Genomic DNA, 22857 nt, shown 5'->3' on the forward strand with positions numbered 1-22857 from the left:
TTGTTCAAACTAAAAACAAGGACTATTTATCATGGCAACTAAGAAGAAACAGCCAGCAGCTTCGGAGACGTCTGAATCCATTGAAAAGCAAATGCAAGAGTTTCTAGCTCGCGGTGGACACATAGATAAAATCGATTCAGGAGTTAGTGGACAATCTCAACTAACAGGATCACGTCACATTTCCCTAGGAAATAGCAAAACGAAAGCACAATAAGCCTTCGTTTTATTCAGCTAAGACTAAGCTCATTAGTGAAAGAATAACGCAGACTTGGCTTCCTTTATCGAGCCTGAAGCCAGTCTAAGCGTTCTTTCTCTCTAGCTCATAAGCTAATCCAATCGATAATGCCTGCGCTAAGCAAAGCGAGGAAGACAAAGAACGAAAAGAGTCTATCTCAGCTTCTTTGACAACAAAACATACCGATGCAATAGAAGCCAACGGACTAATTTGATTATCCGTAATCACGATAAGAGGCACATTTTTCTCTGCCGCCGCTTTCGCAACACTTTGCGTTTCCTCAGCATAAGGGTGAAAGCTCACCGCAATAAGCACATCATTCTTGTCTAAAGCGCTAGCCTGTTCCTTGTACATCCCACCCACGCCATCGACCAAATACGCTTTTTGATCAATATGACGCAAGGCATAAGCAAAATAGCTGGCGACAACAAACGCCCGTCTTACTCCGACAATATGCGCCGCATGAGCTTGAGACAATATTTGTATCGCCTTATCCAAATCCTCTGCAGCTGTCGTTTCACCCAAATGCCCAAGGGCGATTGCATTAGCGTGTGAAAAACGAGTTAATAATTGAGACGGAGACTGCTGATTACTTTCTTCCCCAAACGCTTCTCTAGCTAAACGAATTCGATCTTGATAGCTAGGCGCTTCCTCCATCAAGTTCTGTTGGAATAACTTCTGCATTTCGCTAAAACCGCTAAAACCAAAAGCATTCGCAAATCGAACCCATGTAGAAGGATGCACTCCAGCATCTTTAGACAAGGTAGCAACGGTGCCAAAGGCAACTTCGCTTGGCGCATCTAATACAAACTCAGCCACCTGGCGTAGTCGTTTACTTAATTTTGAATAATGCTGTTTAATGATCTCTTTCAAATCTGTTAGCGATTCTGGAGCTAGGACGTCTGACATGAAATACTCTCTGTACTCAAAGTTCTCCCAAAAAACCAAGCATAGTCACATAGAGAAATAGTGAGCCTATAGAGAGAAGTAATTATTGCAATTTTAGAATAAAAATTCTAACTTAGTAATTACTAACATGTCTAGTATCAAAACGCCTAGACAAAGATACTTATTTAATAAAATAGGATATTTAAATTGAACGAAGCAGATCGTAAATTCTTCCGCCCTAAATGGCGTCGTGTTGCAGCTACCGTATTTTGTTTTGGCTGGACATTAGTCGAGTGGCTATCAGGAGAACCATTCTGGGGGATCATTGCTGCAGGTATTACTTTTTATTGTTTATGGCACTTTTTTTATAAATTCGATGAAAACCAAGACGCATAAGACATTAAATTCCACGCTAAGATATCAGCCCTAATAACAACTACGTACTGCATAATATCAGGTTATCTTCTATGTCTAAAAGACCGACTATTCACGATTTAGCGGATGCGGCAGGTGTTAGCATTGCCACTGTTGATAGAGTATTGAATAAGCGTTCCAAAGTGCGAGAATCGACCTCTCAGCGCGTTCTTATTGCTGCTGAAGATATTGGCTACCACGCGTCTGGTTTGCTCAAAAGACGCGTACGAGAATCCAAACCATTTAAGCATTTATCCATTTTGCTGCAACGCAGTAATGATGAGTTCTATGAAGGTTTAGGAGCAGCGATTCGCCAAGCTTGCGCCCAGGAAACACAATTCCAATTTGAAACAAAAGTGATCTTTATGGATGAAGTCACTCCTGAATACATCACCGAGCAAATAATCAAAGAAAGTAAGCATGCTGACGGTATTGCGCTAGTCGCTCTAGATGATCACATTCTTAATCGTCATATCGAACAACTGGTTGAAGAAAACACACCCGTTTTTACTATTTTATCGCCTCTATCTACTAATACCTGCACTGGACATATTGGTGTAGACAATAGAAAGGCCGGACGCACTGCCGCTTGGGCCATTTCTAGATTGGCTAAAACCGCTGGTAAAGTTGGCATATTGCTTGGTAGTCACCGCTATTTGAACCAAGATATTGCCGAGATCAGTTTCATTTCCTACTTTAGAGAAATTAAGCATAACTTCGATTTGCTTTCCCCGCTCACCAACCTAGATGATGAAACACTCGCATATCAAGCCACCAAAACACTGCTGACCGATTATCCGAACGATTTAACGGCTATTTACAGTGCCGGAGGTGGCGTAAAAGGCATTATTAAAGCCTTAAAAGAAGCGGGGAAAAGTCAGCAAATCACACTTATCTGCAATGAATTAACGTCTTATACACGCCTAGCGTTAAGCGATGGCACCATAGATATGATTATTGCTACGCCAGTTCAAAAACTAGCACATAGACTGTCAGACTTGTTTGCTGAATCTTTTAGCAGCAAAAAATACCGACCTCTTGCACCAGTCCAACTTTCGGTCGAGCTGCATGTAGCGGAAAACTTATAAAGAGATTTATCGCTTACAGCCCTTCTCTTAATCCTCTCTGTTCATCCCCTCTCAGCTTGAATGTGGACTTGAAATCATTTCCACATCCAGATCTTATCAAAACAACAGCCTAACCTTACCTAAACAGTCCCAGCAACTTAAAATCCACGCATAAAAAAGCAGCTCGATGTATAACAAAGAGCTGCAATAGGGAGTTTAGATCCCCGACAGAGACAGTAGGTAACGCTATGTAGTCTTCTTACGCTTGTTCTGACGTTGTTGGTCAATAACAACCGCTACAACGATAATCGCGCCTTTGATAATGTCTTGGTAATAAGCATCGATTCGTAGGAAAGTAAAACCAGACAACATCACACCCAGAATCAGGGCACCAATTACCGTTCCTGCAATACGGCCTCGACCACCAGAGAGAGAAACACCACCGATAACAGCAGCGGCAATCGCATCTAACTCATACATCAAGCCCATACCAGCTTGAGCTGTTTTAATACGTGCAATTGCAACCATTGCAGCTAAACCAACAAGCAACCCAGCGATGGTATATACCTTGATTAAATGACGATCAATATTGATACCAGAGACACGTGCAGCCTGAGGGTTTGCACCAATTGCATAGGTGAACTTACCGAATCGTGTGTAGCGCATAACGATGTGAAAGATAATCGCGACAACGATGAAGATAACAACTGGCATCCAACGATCTAAGGCATTACCCAGCATAGCAAATTCTTTTGTGAAACCTGATACAGGACTACCATCAGTGTACCAACGAGCCACACCACGCGCCGAAACCATCATCCCTAACGTTGCAATAAATGGTGGTATTTTCGTCTTCGTAATTAACCAACCATTCACAAAACCAGCCATAGCACCGACAGCAAGACCAACAAGAATGGGGACAAAAAATGGTAAATCGGTCAAAGCAGGAGACAGTACTTTAGGCCAATTACTTGACTGAGCAAAGGTTGCCGCAATCATTGCGGACATCGCCACAACAGACCCAGAGGATAAATCTATCCCTCCGGTTATGATAACCATGGTCACCCCAATGGCGATAATCCCAATCACGGACACTTGCAAAACAATAATCTGTAGACGACTCATGTTCATCAAAAAGCTTTGACCAATAAACATCCAGCCAAGTATTTCAAACATAATAGAAATACCTACTAAAACAAGAAGAATACTCACCTCAGGAGGAATTCTTTTTGTTTTCTTGGCTCCCTGACTATCTTTAGCCGTTTTAATGGTGTCATTTAACGTAGTCATAAAAAAACCTCTTATTTTTCTAATTTTTTATACTATTGTGCGGCCAAATTCATTACAGATACTTGGTCTGCTTCAGAACGGTCCAAGATTCCAGTAACATGCCCTTCGTGCATAACAAGTACTCTATCGCTCATGCCGAGCACTTCAGGTAACTCGGAAGAAATCATAATAACGGCAACGCCTTTATGAGCGAGCTGTGTAACTAATGTGTGAATTTCGGACTTAGCTCCAACATCAATACCTCGTGTCGGCTCATCCAAAATCAAAATGCGCGGATGGGTAAGCAACCAACGACCTATTAATACTTTTTGTTGGTTACCACCTGAAAGGTTCTCAATGGACTCTTCCATATTTGGAGTTTTAACTCGTAATTTTCGGCATAACTCTTCGGATTCTTCATTCAATTTAGCTTGATCGACAAAGCCACCGCTATTAACAAAATTTTCATGCAAAACGGCAGATTGAATATTCTCTTGGATATCTAAGGAAAGAAAACAACCGGTTTCTTTACGATCTTCGGTTAAAAAAGCCATACCTTGCATAATGGCATCGTTTGGATTTTTGATATGAACTTCTTCGCCATTAATCCAAACCGTACCTGAATCTGCTGGTGTCACGCCGAAAATAGCTTCCGCGACGTTTGAGCGTCCAGAACCAACAAGACCTGCAAACCCCAAAATCTCACCCGCTCTAACGTCAAACGAAACATCGTGAAAAACACCTTCTAATGTTAGGTTTTTTACAGATAACAAGACATCGCCCAACTCAACTTCTTCTTTTGGAAACATCTGATCAACACTACGACCAACCATCATTTGAATGATGTCATCACGCGTCACATCACTAGATGCATGTGTTCCAATGTATTTTCCATCACGGAAAACCGAAAACTCGTCTGCAATTTCAAACAGCTCGTTCATTTTATGAGTAATATAAACAATACCAATGCCCTGTTTACGCAGACTGCGAATAATATCAAAAAGGTGAGCCACTTCCGTTTCGGTAATCGCCGAAGTTGGTTCATCCATAATCAAAACATCTGAGTTAAAAGACACGGCTTTGGCTATTTCGACCATTTGACGGTTAGCTACCGATAGCGTGCTGATTTCAGCTTCAGGATCAAGTTGAATGTTTAGACGCTCAAATAGCTCCTCTGTCATTCTGTGCATTTCAGAATGGTCGATGAAACCAAAAGAATTGGTTGGCTCGCGTCGTATCCAAATATTTTCAGCGACAGTCATCTGGTTCATCAGCAGTAGCTCTTGATGAATCATGGCGATACCAGATTCCTGAGCTTTTAGTGGCGTCTCTAAAGTAATAGTCTCGCCTCTCAATCTAATTTCACCGCTATCAGGCTGATAAATACCAGCAATAACTTTCATTAGTGTTGATTTGCCAGCTCCGTTTTCTCCCATAAGTGCATGTACACTCCCTGGGCGAACTTTTAACATCACATCATCTAATGCCAGCACACCAGGAAATTCCTTGCGTACATGGTCAACTTCTAAAACATATTCGAACGATTGTTCTCGGGGAATTGCGCCATTAACAGGCACTGCTTCCTCAACTGCTGCGCTATTCATAACGCAATCCCTCCAATTTTTATTTTAATTTAATGGATTTCTAGTTTTTTAACCTTTAACTATTATTTCAAATAGTTATGAAGGTTTTCTGGTGTTACCAATTCAAATGGAACCCAAACTTTTTGGTCAACACTTTGACCTTTTGCCAATTTCATCGCGGCATCAACAGAGCCTCGACCTTGACCTTCCGCACTCTGGAAAACCGTTACATCAAGTTCCCCAGCTTTCATCGCTGCCAATGCATCTGTCGTTGCATCAATACCTGCAATGACAACATCATCCATTGACCGACCAGATGCTTTTAAAGCTTGAATAGCACCAATAGCCATTTCATCATTGTTAGCAATAACGGCGTCAAACTGAATACCTGCTGCGATCCAGTTGGTCATCAAATCATTGCCTTCAGTACGAGACCACTCAGCTGTTTGCTGCTCAACTACTTTAATGCCTGAACACTCTTTGGTTTCTAAAACATCATGAATATCTTGTGTTCGTTGTAACGCTGCTTGGTTTGTTAACTCTCCCATCATAACCACAACGTTACCTTTGCCTCCGAGTAGGCGGCACACCTCTTGTGTTTGTAGCGTCCCTGACACTCTCTCATCAGAAGCAACAAAAGCCTGATTGTCTGGTAGTAAATCGACATTTATCGGTTGACGATTCACATAAATAAGGGGAATACCAGCAGCTTGCGCGTCATCGGAAATAGACGTCGTAGCATCAGTATCAACAGGGTTAACGATAATCGCGTCTACACCTGATGCAATAAAGTTCTGAATTTGGTTTAACTGATTGCCAACGCCATTCTTAGCATCCTCAATCTGAACATCTACTCCGTTCTCTTTTGCGCCGGCTTGAATACCATTTCGCAGACTCGTTAAGAAATTGTCATCAAAAAGAGCCATAGATACGCCTATCTTTAGATCGGCTGCCGAAACAGAAGTTGCGATAACTGAAGAAGCTATAGCTGTAAGAATTAATTTTTTCATTGTGCGATTTCCTCGAAAATAAGCGTTTATACGCTCTAATTGTTTTTATTTTTTCCGGTAAAGCGCGTTTAGGAGATGGACAACTCAGCACATATAGAGATCCCTTTCTTCTAAACAATCGAATTGAACGTCTCATCGGTAACACGTTCAATTCGAATATATATATTCCATGGATAAACACATATGGAATATACATTCCAATTTGCTTGATGAGACTTATTTTGTCAAGCCTAAAATTACGATTTCATAGAGATTCATAATTCCCCAAAAATGATGTGATTTGATAGTTTATGAGTTAATCACAACATTCTTGATTGACGGTTTTTTTTCACCAGCAGTACTATGCCAAGGCAAAAATAATTCTAAAACCGCACTTTTGTATTGCTTGCTTTGCAATTTAAGAAGAAATACAAGGTACACATTAAAGGTATAAAAACATGTCTACATTACCGAAATTCGGTTTAAACCATATGGTTTGCCCATCCTATTCCTTGAAAGATTTTCTAACTCTTTCGTCTCAACTTAATGCAAAAACCGTTGAATTTAGGAACGATGTTGGCGAGAACAGCTTAACAGACTTAGCGACTGCAAAGATGGCTGGAAAGTTGGCTGATGAGCTCAATATCAAAGTTCTGTCGATAAATGCCCTTTACCCGTTTAATGTTTGGAATGATGAACGTGCCCAACAAGCCAGAGACATGGCGGAACTTGCAAAAGCTGCCAAGGCAGAAGGATTAGTGGTTTGCCCTTTAAATGATGGCAATGAGGTAAGTTTCGAAGACCTCAAATATGCGCTTTCAGAACTCGCAAAAATTTTAGAAGAATATGATCTTAAGGGTTTCGTAGAACCATTAGGCTTCCCAATTTCTTCACTTCGTTCTAAACGCGTGGCTATAGAAGCCATTGATGCGATTGGCCAGCAAGATAGATTCTCTCTAGTTCACGACACATTCCACCATAAAGGAGCTGGGGAAGATGAGTTTTTTCCAGAACGTACAGGCCTAATTCACATTTCCGGCTTAGAAGACAATATCACCTTTAATGACATGCTTGATGGCGACCGTGTTTTAGTTGGCCCAAATGATCGACTAGATAATGTCGAGCAGCTCCGTACTTTACTGGCAGCAGGTTATTCAGGCCCGGTGTCATTCGAACCTTTCTCTAAAAAAGTGTGGGATCTTCCAAACCCAAAACAAGCGGTTCAAGACAGCATTGATTTTGTGAACCAATCATTAGCTCAATAATCACTGACCGAATTCATTCTATAAAAATAAATAATAGGTTTTTATTATTATGAAAATTGCACTCGATCCCTACATGCACCGCCACCTTTCTTTAGAGGCGCTGTGCCGAGCCACTAAAGAAATGGGCTACGATCACATTGAATTGTCACCGCGAGCTGACTTTTTACAATGGTGGACTCGTCCTCGCGTTTACCCTGAGCGCTTGCAAAGCTTTAAAAAAGCCATGAAAGATCACGACGTTTCATTGTCCACTATCCAGCCCATGTATCGTTGGTCTAGTCCATACGAAGACGAATGGAAAATGGCCATGGACAACTGGAAGCGAACGATTGAGATCGCTGTCGAGCTGGATAATCCATTGCTTATTTCCGAGTTTGGTCGAGGCGGTTCGCCAGAACGTTCCAATGCTGATCGCCAAGGCATTCATACACCAGAAGCCTGCGAAAATGCCTTTTGGCGATCAATGGATGTCTTGGTTCCGTTACTTGAAAAGGAAGGCTTAACCTTGTGTGTAGAGCCGCACCCAGAAGATTGGGTGGAAGAGATGGCGCCTGCTATCGATATCATCAAAACCATTAATTCGTCGGCGGTTCAGTGCTCTTATATCGCGCCCCATTCTTTCTACTATGGGGATGATTTAGCCGAGACAATTCGCGCCACCAAAGGTGTTTTGCAGCATGCACGAGTAGCAGACACCTACAACCATAAAGGTTCGTCACAGCTACGTTATATCGTCAACCCACCTGGCTCTAATGCTCGCGTCCACCAGCATTTAGACATAGGAGAAGGCGAAATAGATTGGGACATATTCTTTAAAACCCTGCATGAAATTGGCTTTAATGGCGTGCTATCCAGCTGCGTCTTTGCATGGGATGAAAGAGCTGAACAGTCATCGCGCTTCATGCGTGATGAAATCCAACGCTATGTCGACAAATACTGGAAATAACAACCATTTATTGACGACAACCAACAACAAAAATAATGAAAAGGAAACCAACATGACACTTAAAATTGGCGTAATTGGCACGGGCGCTATCGGCGCAGACCACACTCGACGCATCACAAATACATTAACTGGTGCAGAAGTCATTGCTCTGACGGATGTAAACCAAGAACAGGCAGAAAAAGTAAAACAATCATTAGGCCTCAAGGCGACTATTTATAAGGATGGTCATGAGCTGATTGAAAAGAGCGGAGTAGATGCTGTTCTCATAACATCTTGGGGCGGCACTCATGAAGAATATGTTCTAGCAGCCATCAAAGCCGGTAAATATGTATTCTGCGAAAAACCACTAGCAACTACAGCTCAAGGCTGTCAGAACATAGTGGACGCAGAAATGGCCGCAGGAAAACGCCTTGTACAAGTTGGCTTCATGCGCCCCTACGACTCTGGCTACAAAATGCTAAAAGAAGCCATTGACTCAGGTGCTATTGGTGAACCATTAATGATTCACGCGGCACACCGCAACCCAAGCGTACCAGAAATGTACATTACACCAATGGCTATTCATGACACGCTTATCCACGAATTGGACGTATTCCGCTGGTTACTAGATGACGAATATGTATCTGCACAAGTCGTTTTCCCTCGTAAATCAAAATACGCTCACAGCAAAGTTGCCGATCCACAAATCGTCATGCTGGAAACGAAGAAAGGCACTCGTATAGACGTGGAAGTGTTCGTTAATTGCCAATACGGCTACGACATCCAATGTTCAGTAGTGGGTGAAGAAGGTGTCGCGAATTTGCCTGAACCTCAAGCTCTTACCATGCGTAAAAACGCCAACTTAGGACAATCCATCCTAACTGATTGGAAAGACCGCTTTATAGAATCCTATGATGTTGAACTGCAAGACTTCATTAATGGCGTGCAAGCAGGCAAATTGACAGGTCCATCCTCATGGAATGGCCTAGCGGCTGCGGTATCTGGCGATGCCTGTGTGAAAGCACAAGAAAGTGGCTTAATCGAACCAATCAACTTGCCAGATCGTCCGGTATTTTACAGTTAAACATGATACGCAAATCCCGCCTTAAGTTAGATTAAGGTGGGATTCTTTTATTATTTCCAAATTAATAAATGACCAGTAGCGTTCATTTGGTCGTTATACATTTTATTGGAAGCAACAGAGTTCACACACCTAACAAGATATAGATTTGCCGCTTAAAACATAAAAAACGTTTTTTTTTGAAAAAATTAAAATATTTGTTTCATTTCGCTGGCATGAAAAGACGAGAAAAACACCAAATAAAACACCCAAGTATTTGTTTTTAAATAGTTTTTATATTTTTAAATCGATATGGAATATTTCATTCTAATCTATTGAAAATATGGAATATATATTCTAATATCATTTCAGATATATTTAACAATAAAAAAAACAGCCACTTCATTTTGACAAAGTACTAATTCACCTTGTTGTCATTTCGGCTGATATGGGAGATGAAGAACCATGCTCAAAGATAAAACGTTAGATCTTATTTGTCTTGGACGCGCAGCAGTCGATATGTATTCAGAGCAAATAGGCAGCCGTTTAGAAGACGTTAGCAGTTTTGCAAAATACCTTGGTGGCTCATCAGGCAACATGGCATTTGGTACAGCGCGTCTTGGCTTAAAAAGTGCTATGTTAACGCGCGTTGGTAATGAGCACATGGGGCGCTTCGTAAAAGAAGAATTAGCCCGCGCCGGTGTCGATACCAGCCACGTTATTACTGATCCAGAGCGCTTAACGGCCTTGGTAGTACTCGGCATTAAAGACCAAGACACTTTTCCATTAATTTTCTACCGCAATGATTGTGCCGACATGGCCGTCAGTAAAGACGACTTTGACGCTGATTTTATTGGCTCTGCAAAAGCGCTTGTTATTACTGGCACTCACTTCTCTACAGAAAGCACTTACGAAACCAGTAAACAAGCTATTGCCTACGCTAAACAAGCGGGCACAAAATGCGCTTTGGACATCGACTACCGTCCAGTTCTTTGGGGATTAACCAGCCCTGGCGATGGCGAAACACGTTTTATTTCCAATGAAAAAGTCTCTGCTCACTTACAAAGTATTTTGGCTGATTTTGATCTTATCGTTGGGACAGAAGAAGAAGTTCATATTGCAGGTGGCAGCACAGACACTATCACGGCCCTGAAAAAGATCCGTGAGCTAAGTAGTGCCACTATCGTACTTAAACTTGGTTCTCAAGGCTGTACAGTACTTGAAGGTACAATCCCTGACTCTATGGATGAATTTGAACTGCATGTTGGCGTTCGCGTAGATGTACTCAACGTGCTTGGTGCTGGCGATGCTTTCATGAGTGGTTTCTTGCGAGGCTGGATTCGAGGCGAGTCAGCAGAGCAATCTTGCACTTATGCAAATGCATGTGGCGCTTTGGTTGTATCTCGCCATGGTTGTGCTCCAGCGATTCCAAGTGCAGAAGAATTAGATAATTACATAGCTCGTGCAGCACAAATTAAACGCCCAGATTTAGATCGTGAACTAAATCATTTACATCGTGTCACCACAGAACGATTACCTTACGACTGGCAAGATCTATGTATTTTTGCCTTTGATCATCGTAAACAACTCTTTGATATGGCTCGTGAAGAAGGTGCAGATCCTTCTCGCATTAAAAGACTCAAACGTCTATTGGTTGATGCATTAGATGTTGGCGCTCGCGAGCTAGGCGGTAGCCAATACGGCGTATTAATCGACGACACTTATGGTCAAGATGCACTAAATGCCGTTACAGGTCGTGGCCTTTGGATTGGTCGCCCTGTCGAGTTGCCAAGCTCTCGTCCTATCGAATTAGAAGGTGGCCGCAGTATTGGCTCACGTCTAAAGAGCTGGCCAAAAGAACACATCGTAAAATGCCTTGTTTTCTATCACTCTCAAGATGAAATAGAAATGCGTGCAGCTCAAGAACGTCAAGTTGTAGAGTTGTATAAAGCCTGCTGTGCTTCTGGCCACGAACTCTTACTGGAAATTATTCCTCCACGCGACAAAGACTTCGACGACAGTCTATTCACTGACTCGATCAAACGCTTCTATCACTTAGATGTGCGCCCAGACTGGTGGAAACTACCACCTCAGTCTAAATCGAACTGGCAGGCCATTACAGACATTATTCATCATCATGACAAACACTGCCGTGGTGTAGTGATGTTGGGGTTGGATGCGCCAATGAACGAACTAAAAGAAGGTTTTGCTAACAGTGCAGGATTTAATATCTGCAAAGGCTTTGCCGTTGGTCGCTCTATTTTTAGTGAGCCAAGCCGTGCGTGGTTGGGCAATCGTTTTGATGACCAACAACTTATCGATGCCATCGTATCGAACTATTTGGAATTAGTGTCCTACTGGAAAGAACGCCACAACACTCAGCCACAACAGAAACAGGCTTAAAGGAAATCCACATGACAACAATAAAACTTACCATGGCCCAAGCCGTCGTCCGATTCATGATGGCGCAAAAAATAGAAACAGATAACGGCATCCAGCCTATGTTTGCAGGTGTATGGGGGATTTTTGGTCACGGCAACGTCGCAGGCCTTGGAGAAGCGCTTTATCAAGTAAAAGACAAACTTCCGACTTATCGCGCGCACAATGAACAAGGCATGGCACACGCTGCTATTGCTTATGCAAAAACGAAAAATCGCCAACAAATGATGGCCTGCACTGCATCTGCGGGCCCTGGTGCCGTAAACATGGTAACGGCTGCTGCTGTTGCCCATGTGAACCGTATCCCGGTTTTATTTCTTCCTGGCGATACTTTTGCTACTCGCATGCCTGACCCGGTATTACAGCAAGTAGAAAGCTTTCAGGATATGACCATCACATCGAATGATTGTTTCCGCCCAGTTAGCCGATTTTTCGATCGTATTACTCGTCCAGAACAGCTAATCACAGCATTGCCACAAGCCATGCGTGTATTGACCGACCCAATTGAATGTGGCCCTGCAACGTTAGCATTACCGCAAGACGTTCAAACCATGGCGTTCGACTACCCAGTGAGTTTATTCGATGAAAAAATCCATCGTCTACGTCGCCAAACGCCTGATTTTTATGAGCTAAATGATGCTTTAAAACTAATTAGACAAGCTAAAAAACCAGTCGTTATTGCTGGTGGTGGTCTTCATTATTCTGGTGCATTAAAAGAATTTGACGCATTTGTCAGTCAGTTCCAACTACCAGTTGGCGAAACACAAGCCGGCAAAGGTGCGCTTCCTTGGGACCACAAACACAACATGGGCAGCATAGGTGTAACTGGTGCTGCATCAACGAATAATCTATGCGCCGATGCAGATCTTATTATTGCGGTAGGCACACGCCTTGGGGATTTCACCTCAGGCTCTCGTTCTCTTATAAACCCAAATGCAAAAATAGTGAGCCTAAACGTGGCTTCCTTTGATGCGATCAAACATAAGAGCCAAGCATTAGTGGGTGACGCTAAATCAACGCTTCCTCTATTAAGTAAAGCTCTGCAAGGTTGGAAAATAGAACCATCTTGGATCAAAAAAGCCGAAGCAGAACGCGTTAATTGGCAACAGGTTGTCGACAAAGTGACAACTGATCGAGGAACGAGTTTACCAAGCGATGCCGAAGTTGTTGGAGCTGTAAACCGTGCCGCTGGCGAAAAAGACATGGTGGTTTGTGCAGCAGGAGGTCTGCCTGGTGAACTACAAAAACTGTGGCGTACTCGTTATAACCGCGGCTATCACATGGAATACGGTTATTCCTGCATGGGTTATGAATTAGCTGGCGGTTTAGGCGCAAAAATGGCGAGTCCAGAGTCCGAAGTTTTCGTTATGGTAGGCGATGGTTCTTACTTAATGCTGAACTCCGAAATAGCTACTTCGGTGATGTTAGGGAAAAAAATCATCGCCGTTGTATTGGATAACCGCGGTTTTGGCTGTATTAACCGTTTGCAACAAGCTGGCGGTGGCGCAGGCTTTAACAACCTTTTAGAAGACTGCTTCAGTGTAGCGGAAGGCGCACCGAAAACAGATTTTGCAGCTCATGCCAAAGCTCTCGGCGCTAACTCGGAAAAAGTCGCCAACATTGCAGAATTAGAACAAGCCCTTGTTCGCGCCAAGAATTCATCTATCAGTTATGTCATTACCTTAGATACCGACCCTCTGAAAACAACAGAAGAAGGGGGGCATTGGTGGGATGTAGCCTTAGCTGAAGTGTCTGAGCGCAAACAAGTCAACGACGCTCGTAAAGAATATGAACAGCGCAAAGCGAAGCAATTTAAACATTTGTAATATAACCAATTTACCGGTCGGAGAATAATAATATGAGCGTCAGAATCGGCATTAACCCATTAACATGGACAAACGACGATCTACCAACACTGGGAGCAGAAACCTCCCTTGAAACCTGTTTGACAGAAGGCAAACAAGCAGGCTTTAGCGGCTTCGAATTAGGCCAAAAATTCCCTCGCACGCCAGAAGTGCTTGGCCCTATCTTAAAAGCGCATGGTTTGGACTTGGTTTCAGGCTGGTTCAGCGGCGAATTATTAACCCGCAGTGTAGAAGAAGAGATCGAAGCCATTAAACCTCATCTTCACTTATTAAAATCCCTTGGTGCGAAAGCCATGGTGTACTGCGAAGTAACAGGCTGTATCCATGGACAAATAGAAACCCCATTGTCGCACCGCCCTATTATCAGCGAAGAAAAGATCGCTGAAATGAGTAAGAAGCTGACTCAAGTCGCAGACTACTGCCTATCTGAAGGCGTTCAAATTGCTTACCACCATCACATGGGAACCGTCATTGAAAGCCAACACGAAGTTGACTTGTTGATGAAATACACCGGCCCTTCTGTTGGCTTACTTTTAGATACGGGCCACATGACTTTTGCAGGCGGTAATCCATTAGAAGTTCAAGCAAAACACGCTGATCGTATCATTCACGTGCATTGCAAAGATCTCCGCCCTGAGATCTTAAAAGACGCTAAGAACCGCGATATAAGCTTCTTGAATGCGATGTTAAATGGCGTATTTACTGTACCTGGCGATGGCTTTATCGATTACAGCAGCTTGTTCAAACAACTTAAAGCCAGCAACTATTCTGGCTGGTTAGTGGTAGAAGCAGAACAAGATCCAGCCGTTGCGCACCCATTAACTTACGCAACGCTTGGAGCAAACAACCTAAAAGCGCTATGCGCTGAATCTGGGTTAGAAATCGTAAAATAATCGCCCTCTTTTATTCATGAGGCTAACGCTAGAAGAATAGTGTTAGCCTCAACAAAAACACATGCAAACGTTAGGTATTCTCATGAAAACATTAGGTAACTACATTAACGGTCAGCAAATTGCCAGCCAAAGCGGCCGTACAGGTCCAGTCTACAATCCAGCAACTGGCGCACAAAGTCTTAGTGTTGCACTTTCTAGTGCCGACGAAACTCGCACTGCGATTGAATCAGCACAAGAAGCGTTCAAAACATGGAGCAAGGTCACACCACTTAATCGTGCTCGTGTCATGTTTAAATTTAAAGCATTGTTAGAACAACACGCAGACGAAATCGCAGAGATGATCACCAGCGAGCACGGCAAAGTATTTTCCGATGCCAAAGGTGAGTTAACCCGTGGTATCGAAGTAGTAGAATTTGCTTGTGGCATTCCACACCTACAAAAAGGCGAACATAGCCTAAACGTTGGTCGCGGTGTAGACAGCATGTCTTTGATGCAGCCTCTTGGCGTTTGTGCGGGCATTTCACCGTTCAACTTCCCAGCCATGGTTCCAATGTGGATGTTCCCTGTTGCCATTGCCAGCGGTAACACTTTTGTGATGAAACCATCAGAAAAAGACCCTTCTGTTCCTCTACGTTTGGCAGAGTTACTTACTGAAGCGGGTCTTCCTGACGGCGTTTTCAATATCGTTAATGGTGACAAAGAAGCTGTAGATGTGTTGCTAACGGATGAACGAGTTCAAGCAGTTAGCTTTGTTGGTTCCACACCTATTGCTGAATACATTTATGCAACGGCCTCTGCTCACGGTAAACGCGTGCAAGCGCTTGGCGGTGCCAAAAACCATATGATCGTCATGCCAGATGCAGATCCAAGCCAAGTCGTTGGTTCCCTAATGGGAGCAGCATACGGCTCAGCGGGGGAACGTTGTATGGCGATTTCTGTTGCTGTCTGTGTAGGCGATGACGTTGCCGATAATTTGATCGACAGCTTAAGTATCGAAATCGACGGAATGCGCGTCGGCCCAGGTGTCGGCTTGCCAGAAGAGGCTCACATGGGCCCAGTTATCTCCAAAGAGCATTGCGCAAAAATCAAAGACTACATAGGTATCGGTGTGGAAGAAGGCGCAACTTTGGTTCGTGATGGTCGCGATTTTGTCTATCCAGGCAATGAAAATGGTTACTTCGTCGGACCGACCTTGTTCGACAATGTGAAACAAGGCATGCGCATCTATAACGAAGAAATTTTTGGCCCTGTTTTATGTGTTGTTCGCGCTAGCAGTTACCAAGAAGCATTGGATATGATCAATGCCCACGAATATGGCAATGGCACGTCGATCTTCACTCGTGATGGCGATACCGCTCGTCAATTCTGTGAAGACGTTCAAGTGGGCATGGTTGGCGTGAATGTGCCAATTCCTGTACCAATGGCATTCCATAGTTTTGGTGGCTGGAAACGCTCCTTGTTTGGCCCATTGCACATGCACGGTCCAGATGGCGTGCGCTTCTACACTCGCATGAAAACCATCACAGCACGCTGGCCAACAGGCCTTCGCGCTGGTGCAGAATTCTCAATGCCAACGATGAAGTAAGCATTTATAGACATAGTACCAAGCAAAGTTTTTCCCAATACTATTCTATGTAACGGGATCACCCTAGCTCAGTCGCAGATTGTTTATTGTCTAACTCTCTAGTAAGCGACTTTTTAGCCCACCTTTTGGTGGGCTTTTTTTGTCTCGTATTCATTAATATTTTAGGTCATATATCCGCCATACAAACGTCACGCTTCTGTCATATTAACGCTCTACTCTCATTAATAAGATATCTAAAACTTATTAGAGCGGAGCGTCACTGTGATACAAGTCGAGCAAATGATTGCCAGTAAATCCCCTCAGTTTTTCGATAAAAGCCCATTTATCACTCGCCCAACGTTAAGCGTGCTAAAGCGCTTATTCCACGAAAGTGAAGTAAACCAATTCCTGGAAAAAAACAACGGCTGTGTCGGCTTCGAATTTATTGATCGAGTACTGGATCACTTCAACTTTAGCTATCAAGTGAGCCAAGTTGATCGTCGAAATATCCCAGCTAGTGGACGGGTGATGATCATCGCCAATCACCCTCTTGGCGCCTTAGATGGTCTCGCTTTACTTAGATTAATCGGTGAAATCCGCCCAGATGTGAAAATTGTCGCCAATGATTTATTAATGGGCTTTGACGGTTTAAAGCAGCTGGTGCTGCCTGTCGATAACCTTGGTGGAAAAACCGGACGCCAACAGCTGAAAGCCATTATGAGCTGCTTACATAATGAAGAAGCGGTGATTATTTTCCCTGCCGGCGAAGTGTCTCGAATGTCGCCAAGCGGCGTAAAAGATCAGCACTGGAATCAGAACTATCTTAAGCTAGCGCAAAAGACCAACAGCCCCTTGTTACCGGTTCACATTGGCGGCCGAAATTCTATGCTGTTTTACACCAGCTCTATTTTGTATCGTCCGCTTTCCACAATACAGCTAGCTAACGAGATGTTCCGCCAACGAAATCGTAAAATCCCCATGCAAGTTGGCCAAGCCATTCCGATTCAAGAACTGGCAAAATTACCTTTAAGTGATAAAGAGAAAAACAAACTAGTAAAACGCCATTTGTACCGTATAGCCAAAGGCAAAAAGCCACTGCTGAAAACCGAAAAAACCGTTGAGCATCCACAAAATAGACAGATGATCAAACAAGAGCTCAAAATAGCCGAGCATCTTGGCAGCACCAAAGACAACAAACAAATTTACTTGGTTGATTACGATCCGATGTCGGTAACGATGAAAGAAATCGGTCGTTTGCGCGAAATCGCCTTCCGTAAAGTCGGTGAAGGCACAGGCGAGCGCTCTGATTTAGACAAGTTCGACCAATATTATCGTCATTTGATTTTATGGGATGAAGAAGAGCTCGAAATCGTTGGCGCTTATCGAATTGGCGAAGTCGCTAAATATATGAAATCAGACACGCCAAATCGTATCTACAGCGCCGAATTGTTCCAATACTCTTGCGACATGGAGCCCTACTTCGAACAAGGCATTGAACTTGGACGCAGCTTTATTCAACCAAAATATTGGGGCAAACGCAGCTTAGATTATTTGTGGTACGGTATTGGCGCATATTTAGACAGACACCCTGAAATCCGCTACATGTTTGGTCCTGTAAGTCTAAGCAACAGCTACCCACAAGTGGCAAAAGATTTCATCGTCTCCTTCTACAAACTCTATTATGCAGACAAGGAACACTTGGCGCGTTCATTCACGCCTTATCAAGTAAACGCAGAGCACTCTGACATCATTTCAGGCATGTTCAGCGGCGATGACTATGAAGAAGACTTTAGAATACTCAAAGAACAGCTCAGCCACTTTGGCGCCAGCGTACCGACACTGTTCAAACAATATAGTGAGTTGTGCGAGACGGGCGGAGTTCGCTTCTTAGACTTTGGTGTCGATGCCGACTTTGGCTACTGCGTGGACGGTTTAGTCCTAGTAGACCTAAATACAGTCAAAGAAGCGAAAAACAAACGTTACCGAGGTCACAACGCTGGCAATCAACCCTAACTCTAACTATCGCGAATCATGGTGATGTCCACGATAGTGGCGACTATGGGCATGATGACCATGAGCGTGATGTCCATGTGAATGGTCGTCTTCTTGTTGCCCAGATCGTTTGAAGAAAACAAGATAAACAATCTTAATGATCAGCATTACACTTAATAGGATAAGAACGACTGTTTGAATTTCCATAAAAACACCTCGTTATTTTTGTTGGTGTTATTTGAGTATAGGACATGAAAACTGTCTAAAATGTGAATTTACTGTTTAAAACGCATACAGTTTTGTAAGCCCTGAAATAGCGCATCTAACATCATGTTAGACACTAAAATGGATCGGGGCAGATAAAACCCAAAGCAAGCAATCAAGATTTTTGTTTAAGAATTAAGCAGTTATAAAATATGGCGTAAGCTTTGCTTTACGAATAAAAGAGCTTATTCAAAAAATCGTTTAAAAAACACGTTTCATCTACCCTCGGGCTTTTGCAGTAGCCTTACACATTTGTCTATCGCTAGACCATGGAGCTGGAAATGATTGAGAAAACCTATTTAAAAACCAAACCCGAATGCAAAGTGAAATTCGCCTTACCTGCTGAAGCGATTGGTGATGCCAAAAGCGTCGCTGTCGTTGGTGACTTTAATAATTGGGACAGCACAGCCAACCCAATGAAAAAACAGAAGTCTGGTATTTTTGTGTCGACGCTTAACTTGGATATCGAAACCTCGTACCAATTTCGTTATGTTCTGGACGGCACAGAATGGCTAAACGATGACATGGCTGACGCCTATGTTCCAAGCCCTATCAGCTACGACACCAACGGCGTCATCAGCCTGTAGTAGCACTTCTTAGTTTCTATACTGCCACAAACAATTCGTCTCGATTTTAGACTTTAAGCCGAGACGTTTTGCCTCTCTCTGCCTTGCTTTGAGGGATGTCTTATGCCCAATATTCCCACATTCAATCAGTAATACTCTTCGTACCATAACGTCATCTTTTTGCCCCAAAACCACTAATTCACGGATTCGAGCTGCAATTTATAGCCAAAATATGTACAATTGTTTTTATTAAACGCGCGTTTAATAAAAACTCAAATACCTCAATGACTCGAAACAGAGCATTGAAACAGACATAAAGAGGCACATCATGGCACATCAGCAGCAATACATTCATGGCCGCTACCATGCATCCACCAGCGGTGAACACTTTGAGACAATCAACCCTGCGACAGGCGAAGTGATTGCAACAGTAGAACACGCAGGACAAGCTGAACTAGATGCTGCTGTAGAGTCTGCAAAACAAGGTCAAAAAGTGTGGGCCGCAATGAGCCCTGCTGAACGCGGACGCATCCTTAAAAAAGCCGCTGAGCTATTGCGTGAAAACAATGAAGAACTTGCACGTCTCGAAGTATTGGACACAGGCAAGCCACTTCAAGAAGCCATTTGCGTAGACATTCAAACGGGCGCTGACGTGATCGAATATTACGCAGGCCTAACCGATAAAATCCAAGGCGATTACCAAGACCTTGGCAATGGCAACTTCTTCTACACTCGTCGCGAGCCACTTGGTATTTGCGCTGGCATCGGCGCGTGGAACTACCCTATTCAAATCGCTATGTGGAAATCTGGTCCTGCGCTGGCTGCGGGTAACGCGATGATCTTCAAACCATCAGAAGAAACACCACTTACTGCGCTTAAACTGGCTGAAATATACACCCAAGCGGGCTTGCCTGATGGTGTTTTCAACGTCATTCAAGGGGACGGTCGCACAGGTCAAATGATCACCAATCACCCAGACATCGACAAAGTCTCTTTCACTGGTGAAGTGGGAACAGGCAAAAAAGTCATGGCCGCTTCTGCACAATCTTTGAAGCAGGTAACCATGGAACTTGGTGGTAAATCACCAATGATCATCTTCCCAGACATGCCTGTCGATCAGGCTGTTTCTGCGGCGATGCTAGCCAACTTCTACACACAAGGCGAAGTTTGCACCAACGGTACTCGTGTATTCGTTCACGCTGACATGCTGGACGCGTTCACTAAAGAACTAAAAGAACGTACTGAAGCCATGATTATTGGTGATCCAATGGATATGAACACGCAAGTCGGCGCGTTGATTTCCAAAGACCACATGAAAAAAGTCTTGGGCTACATTCAAGCGGCGAAAGACGCTGGTGCGACCTTGTTATGCGGCGGTTACCAAGTTACTGAAAACGGCTTAGACAAAGGTGCCTTTGTTGCTCCGACTGTCTTCACCGATTGCACCGACGACATGCCACAGGTACGTGATGAAATCTTCGGTCCAGTAATGTCTGTGCTTAGCTTCACCGACGAAGACGAAGTAATTGCTCGCGCTAACGACACCAAACTTGGTTTGGCCGCTGGCGTCTTCACCAAAGACTTTGCTCGCGCCCATCGCGTTATTAGCCAAATGCAGGCTGGTATTTGCTGGATTAACGCATGGGGTTCTTCTCCTGCTGAAATGCCAGTGGGCGGTTACAAAGAGTCTGGTATCGGTCGTGAAAACGGCATCGAAACTTTGTACCACTACACACAAACCAAGAGTGTCTTTGTTGACCTAAACGACATTCAAAGCCCTTACTAAGCGAAGCACTTAACTCTTAATAGATGAGACAAGTCATGGCAAACGAAACGTACGATTACATTATCGTCGGTGCTGGCTCCGCAGGCTGTGTGCTGGCAGATCGACTGACAGAAAGTGGCGAACACAAGGTGTTGCTATTGGAAATGGGCGGCTCAGACAAGAGCGTCTTTATCCAAATGCCAACCGCCTTGTCTTACCCAATGAACACGACAAAATACGCGTGGCAATTCCACACAGACAAAGAACCTGGTCTTGATGGCCGTGAAATGCATTGTCCACGCGGCAAAGTACTAGGCGGCTCATCGTCTATTAACGGCATGGTTTATGTGCGTGGTCATGCGTGTGATTTCGACCAGTGGGAAGAAAACGGCGCCAAAGGTTGGAACTACCAAACTTGCCTGCCTTACTTTAAAAAAGCCGAAACATGGAAAGGCGGCGCGGACTTATACCGTGGCGGTGACGGTCCATTGTCGACCAACAACGGCAACGACATGACCTACAACCCGCTTTACCAAGCCTTTATCGATGCAGGCGAAGAAGCCGGTTACGGCAAAACTGACGACTACAACGCGTTTCGTCAGGAAGGTTTTGGCCCAATGCACATGACAGTAAAAAATGGCGTACGTGCTTCTACGTCGAACGCTTATTTACGTCGTGCCATGCAACGCCCTAATCTAACGCTCAAAACCGGCGTGCTAAGCCATAAAGTATTGTTCAGTGGCAAAACCGCCACAGGCATTGAGTTCAGCAAAAATGGCCAAACTCAACAAGTTACCGCCAACAAAGAAGTGATTCTATCGGCTGGCTCAGTTGGCTCACCTCAATTATTGCAACTGTCTGGAGTGGGCCCAAAAGACGTGCTCGAAAAAGCGGGCGTTCCTGTGCTTCACGAATTACCAGGCGTGGGTGAAAACCTGCAAGATCATTTGGAAGTCTACTTCCAGTACTACTGCAAGAAGCCTGTAACCTTGAACAGCAAACTTGGCTTAATCAGCAAAGGCTTGATCGGCACACGTTGGATGCTATTTAAAACGGGCCTTGGCGCGACCAACCACTTTGAATCTTGCGGTTTCATTCGCTCTCGTGCGGGTCTTAAATGGCCAAACATTCAATATCACTTCTTGCCAGCGGCCATGCGTTACGATGGTCAAGCAGCAGTTGAAGGTCATGGATTCCAAGTACACGTTGGTCCAAACAAACCTGAAAGTCGCGGTAAATTGTGGATTGAATCTGCGAATCCTGCCGCGAAACCGCGCATCTTGTTTAACTACATCTCCACCGAACAAGACAAGCAAGACTGGCGCGATACGATTCGCCTAACGCGTGAAGTGTTGCAACAATCAGCGCTAGACGATTATCGTGGCGATGAAATTCAGCCTGGCATGAATATCCAGAGCGACGAAGAAATCGACCAATGGGTAAAAGAAAACGTGGAAAGTGCTTATCATCCATCTTGTACTTGTAAGATGGGCGATGAAAACGACCCAATGGCCGTGCTCAACGAACAATGCCAAGTGCGTGGTTTGCAAAATCTACGCGTGGTGGATTCGTCAATCTTCCCGACCATCACCAACGGCAACTTGAACGCACCCACTATCATGGTGGCCGAAAAAGCCGCCGACATGATTTTGGGCAAAGACGCCTTGCCAAGCCTAAACGCGCCCGTTTGGATTCACCCAGAGTTTGAAACCAAACAGCGTTAATAAAAGGCAAAAAAGCTCACAAAAAAACGCCTGCTGAATCCTAGTAGGCGTTTTTTTGTTTAGGCGCTTCGTTCTATTTCAATAGCCGTT

The 22857-nt window shown here is 44.0% G+C and carries 18 protein-coding genes; 14 read left to right on the top strand and 4 right to left on the bottom strand.

What is annotated here, in order from left to right:
- The first annotated feature begins 31 nt into the window (after positions 1 to 31).
- Positions 32 to 214: a hypothetical protein gene (locus KPL72_RS13465; RefSeq protein WP_048814147.1), complete on the top strand. Its 183-nt coding sequence runs from the start codon at positions 32 to 34 to the stop codon at positions 212 to 214.
- Between the two features lie 84 nt (positions 215 to 298).
- Here the strand turns inward: KPL72_RS13465 and KPL72_RS13470 are convergent, their stop codons facing one another.
- Positions 299 to 1144: a MurR/RpiR family transcriptional regulator gene (locus KPL72_RS13470; RefSeq protein ID WP_212916756.1), complete on the bottom strand. Its 846-nt coding sequence runs from the start codon at positions 1142 to 1144 to the stop codon at positions 299 to 301.
- Between the two features lie 186 nt (positions 1145 to 1330).
- Between KPL72_RS13470 and KPL72_RS13475 the strand changes: the two genes are divergently transcribed.
- Both KPL72_RS13475 and KPL72_RS13480 read left to right on the top strand, forming a co-directional pair.
- A complete protein-coding gene (locus tag KPL72_RS13475) occupies positions 1331 to 1519 on the top strand; it encodes a hypothetical protein (RefSeq protein WP_212916757.1) in 189 nt (62 codons plus the stop codon).
- Between the two features lie 71 nt (positions 1520 to 1590).
- Positions 1591 to 2625 (top strand): LacI family DNA-binding transcriptional regulator, encoded by a 1035-nt coding sequence (locus KPL72_RS13480; protein ID WP_219703278.1) that lies wholly within the window; start codon positions 1591 to 1593, stop codon positions 2623 to 2625.
- A 225-nt stretch (positions 2626 to 2850) separates the two neighbouring features.
- Here the strand turns inward: KPL72_RS13480 and KPL72_RS13485 are convergent, their stop codons facing one another.
- The 3 genes from KPL72_RS13485 to KPL72_RS13495 form a co-directional block, all read right to left on the bottom strand.
- The gene (locus KPL72_RS13485) at positions 2851 to 3894 is read right to left on the bottom strand and encodes an ABC transporter permease (protein WP_212916759.1); all 1044 of its coding nucleotides are present in this window, start codon (positions 3892 to 3894) and stop codon (positions 2851 to 2853) included.
- Positions 3895 to 3926: 32 nt separating this feature from the next.
- Positions 3927 to 5477 (bottom strand): sugar ABC transporter ATP-binding protein, encoded by a 1551-nt coding sequence (locus tag KPL72_RS13490; RefSeq protein WP_212916760.1) that lies wholly within the window; start codon positions 5475 to 5477, stop codon positions 3927 to 3929.
- Positions 5478 to 5539: 62 nt separating this feature from the next.
- Positions 5540 to 6466: a sugar ABC transporter substrate-binding protein gene (locus tag KPL72_RS13495; protein ID WP_212916761.1), complete on the bottom strand. Its 927-nt coding sequence runs from the start codon at positions 6464 to 6466 to the stop codon at positions 5540 to 5542.
- Positions 6467 to 6903: 437 nt separating this feature from the next.
- On the opposite strand from KPL72_RS13495, the gene KPL72_RS13500 reads away from it, so the two are divergent.
- From KPL72_RS13500 to betA, 11 genes are all read left to right on the top strand, one after another.
- The gene (locus KPL72_RS13500) at positions 6904 to 7710 is read left to right on the top strand and encodes a TIM barrel protein (protein WP_212916762.1); all 807 of its coding nucleotides are present in this window, start codon (positions 6904 to 6906) and stop codon (positions 7708 to 7710) included.
- Between the two features lie 49 nt (positions 7711 to 7759).
- Complete coding sequence (locus KPL72_RS13505) at positions 7760 to 8656, top strand: sugar phosphate isomerase/epimerase family protein (protein ID WP_212916763.1); 897 nt, start codon at positions 7760 to 7762, stop codon at positions 8654 to 8656.
- Between the two features lie 52 nt (positions 8657 to 8708).
- Positions 8709 to 9719, top strand: coding sequence for a bifunctional inositol 2-dehydrogenase/D-chiro-inositol 1-dehydrogenase (gene iolG, locus KPL72_RS13510; protein ID WP_219703279.1), 1011 nt, complete (start codon positions 8709 to 8711; stop codon positions 9717 to 9719).
- Between the two features lie 441 nt (positions 9720 to 10160).
- Positions 10161 to 12098, top strand: a complete 1938-nt coding sequence (locus KPL72_RS13515) for a bifunctional 5-dehydro-2-deoxygluconokinase/5-dehydro-2-deoxyphosphogluconate aldolase (protein ID WP_212916765.1) — start codon at positions 10161 to 10163, stop codon at positions 12096 to 12098.
- 11 nt (positions 12099 to 12109) lie between these two features.
- A complete protein-coding gene (iolD, locus tag KPL72_RS13520) occupies positions 12110 to 13960 on the top strand; it encodes a 3D-(3,5/4)-trihydroxycyclohexane-1,2-dione acylhydrolase (decyclizing) (protein WP_219703280.1) in 1851 nt (616 codons plus the stop codon).
- A gap of 32 nt (positions 13961 to 13992) precedes the next feature.
- Positions 13993 to 14892, top strand: coding sequence for a myo-inosose-2 dehydratase (gene iolE, locus KPL72_RS13525; RefSeq protein ID WP_212916767.1), 900 nt, complete (start codon positions 13993 to 13995; stop codon positions 14890 to 14892).
- 82 nt (positions 14893 to 14974) lie between these two features.
- On the top strand, positions 14975 to 16477 hold the full coding sequence (locus KPL72_RS13530; protein WP_212916768.1) for a CoA-acylating methylmalonate-semialdehyde dehydrogenase: 1503 nt from the start codon (positions 14975 to 14977) through the stop codon (positions 16475 to 16477).
- A 261-nt stretch (positions 16478 to 16738) separates the two neighbouring features.
- Positions 16739 to 18469: a bifunctional ornithine lipid synthase OlsF gene (olsF, locus tag KPL72_RS13535; protein WP_219703281.1), complete on the top strand. Its 1731-nt coding sequence runs from the start codon at positions 16739 to 16741 to the stop codon at positions 18467 to 18469.
- A gap of 524 nt (positions 18470 to 18993) precedes the next feature.
- Positions 18994 to 19299 carry an isoamylase early set domain-containing protein gene (locus tag KPL72_RS13540; protein ID WP_212916770.1) on the top strand — a complete coding sequence of 102 codons (306 nt, stop codon included), beginning with the start codon at positions 18994 to 18996 and terminating at the stop codon, positions 19297 to 19299.
- A 307-nt stretch (positions 19300 to 19606) separates the two neighbouring features.
- Positions 19607 to 21064 (top strand): betaine-aldehyde dehydrogenase, encoded by a 1458-nt coding sequence (betB, locus tag KPL72_RS13545; protein ID WP_219703282.1) that lies wholly within the window; start codon positions 19607 to 19609, stop codon positions 21062 to 21064.
- Positions 21065 to 21099: 35 nt separating this feature from the next.
- A complete protein-coding gene (gene betA / locus KPL72_RS13550) occupies positions 21100 to 22767 on the top strand; it encodes a choline dehydrogenase (RefSeq protein ID WP_219703283.1) in 1668 nt (555 codons plus the stop codon).
- Positions 22768 to 22857 lie beyond the last annotated feature (90 nt).

This window comes from Marinomonas lutimaris, assembly GCF_019426345.1.
Lineage (GTDB): Bacteria > Pseudomonadota > Gammaproteobacteria > Pseudomonadales > Marinomonadaceae > Marinomonas > Marinomonas lutimaris.

Bases quoted from the DNA above. Each gene is read 5' to 3' on its own strand.
- KPL72_RS13515 (WP_212916765.1), top strand. From the start codon at position 10,161: ATGCTCAAAGATAAAACGTTAGATCTTATTTGTCTTGGACGCGCAGCA.
- iolD (WP_219703280.1), top strand. From the start codon at position 12,110: ATGACAACAATAAAACTTACCATGGCCCAAGCCGTCGTCCGATTCATG.
- KPL72_RS13500 (WP_212916762.1), top strand. From the start codon at position 6,904: ATGTCTACATTACCGAAATTCGGTTTAAACCATATGGTTTGCCCATCC.
- KPL72_RS13470 (WP_212916756.1), bottom strand. From the start codon at position 1,144: ATGTCAGACGTCCTAGCTCCAGAATCGCTAACAGATTTGAAAGAGATC.
- iolG (WP_219703279.1), top strand. From the start codon at position 8,709: ATGACACTTAAAATTGGCGTAATTGGCACGGGCGCTATCGGCGCAGAC.
- KPL72_RS13505 (WP_212916763.1), top strand. From the start codon at position 7,760: ATGAAAATTGCACTCGATCCCTACATGCACCGCCACCTTTCTTTAGAG.
- KPL72_RS13480 (WP_219703278.1), top strand. From the start codon at position 1,591: ATGTCTAAAAGACCGACTATTCACGATTTAGCGGATGCGGCAGGTGTT.
- betA (WP_219703283.1), top strand. From the start codon at position 21,100: ATGGCAAACGAAACGTACGATTACATTATCGTCGGTGCTGGCTCCGCA.
- iolE (WP_212916767.1), top strand. From the start codon at position 13,993: ATGAGCGTCAGAATCGGCATTAACCCATTAACATGGACAAACGACGAT.
- KPL72_RS13540 (WP_212916770.1), top strand. From the start codon at position 18,994: ATGATTGAGAAAACCTATTTAAAAACCAAACCCGAATGCAAAGTGAAA.
- KPL72_RS13490 (WP_212916760.1), bottom strand. From the start codon at position 5,477: ATGAATAGCGCAGCAGTTGAGGAAGCAGTGCCTGTTAATGGCGCAATT.
- KPL72_RS13495 (WP_212916761.1), bottom strand. From the start codon at position 6,466: ATGAAAAAATTAATTCTTACAGCTATAGCTTCTTCAGTTATCGCAACT.
- KPL72_RS13465 (WP_048814147.1), top strand. From the start codon at position 32: ATGGCAACTAAGAAGAAACAGCCAGCAGCTTCGGAGACGTCTGAATCC.
- betB (WP_219703282.1), top strand. From the start codon at position 19,607: ATGGCACATCAGCAGCAATACATTCATGGCCGCTACCATGCATCCACC.
- KPL72_RS13485 (WP_212916759.1), bottom strand. From the start codon at position 3,894: ATGACTACGTTAAATGACACCATTAAAACGGCTAAAGATAGTCAGGGA.
- KPL72_RS13530 (WP_212916768.1), top strand. From the start codon at position 14,975: ATGAAAACATTAGGTAACTACATTAACGGTCAGCAAATTGCCAGCCAA.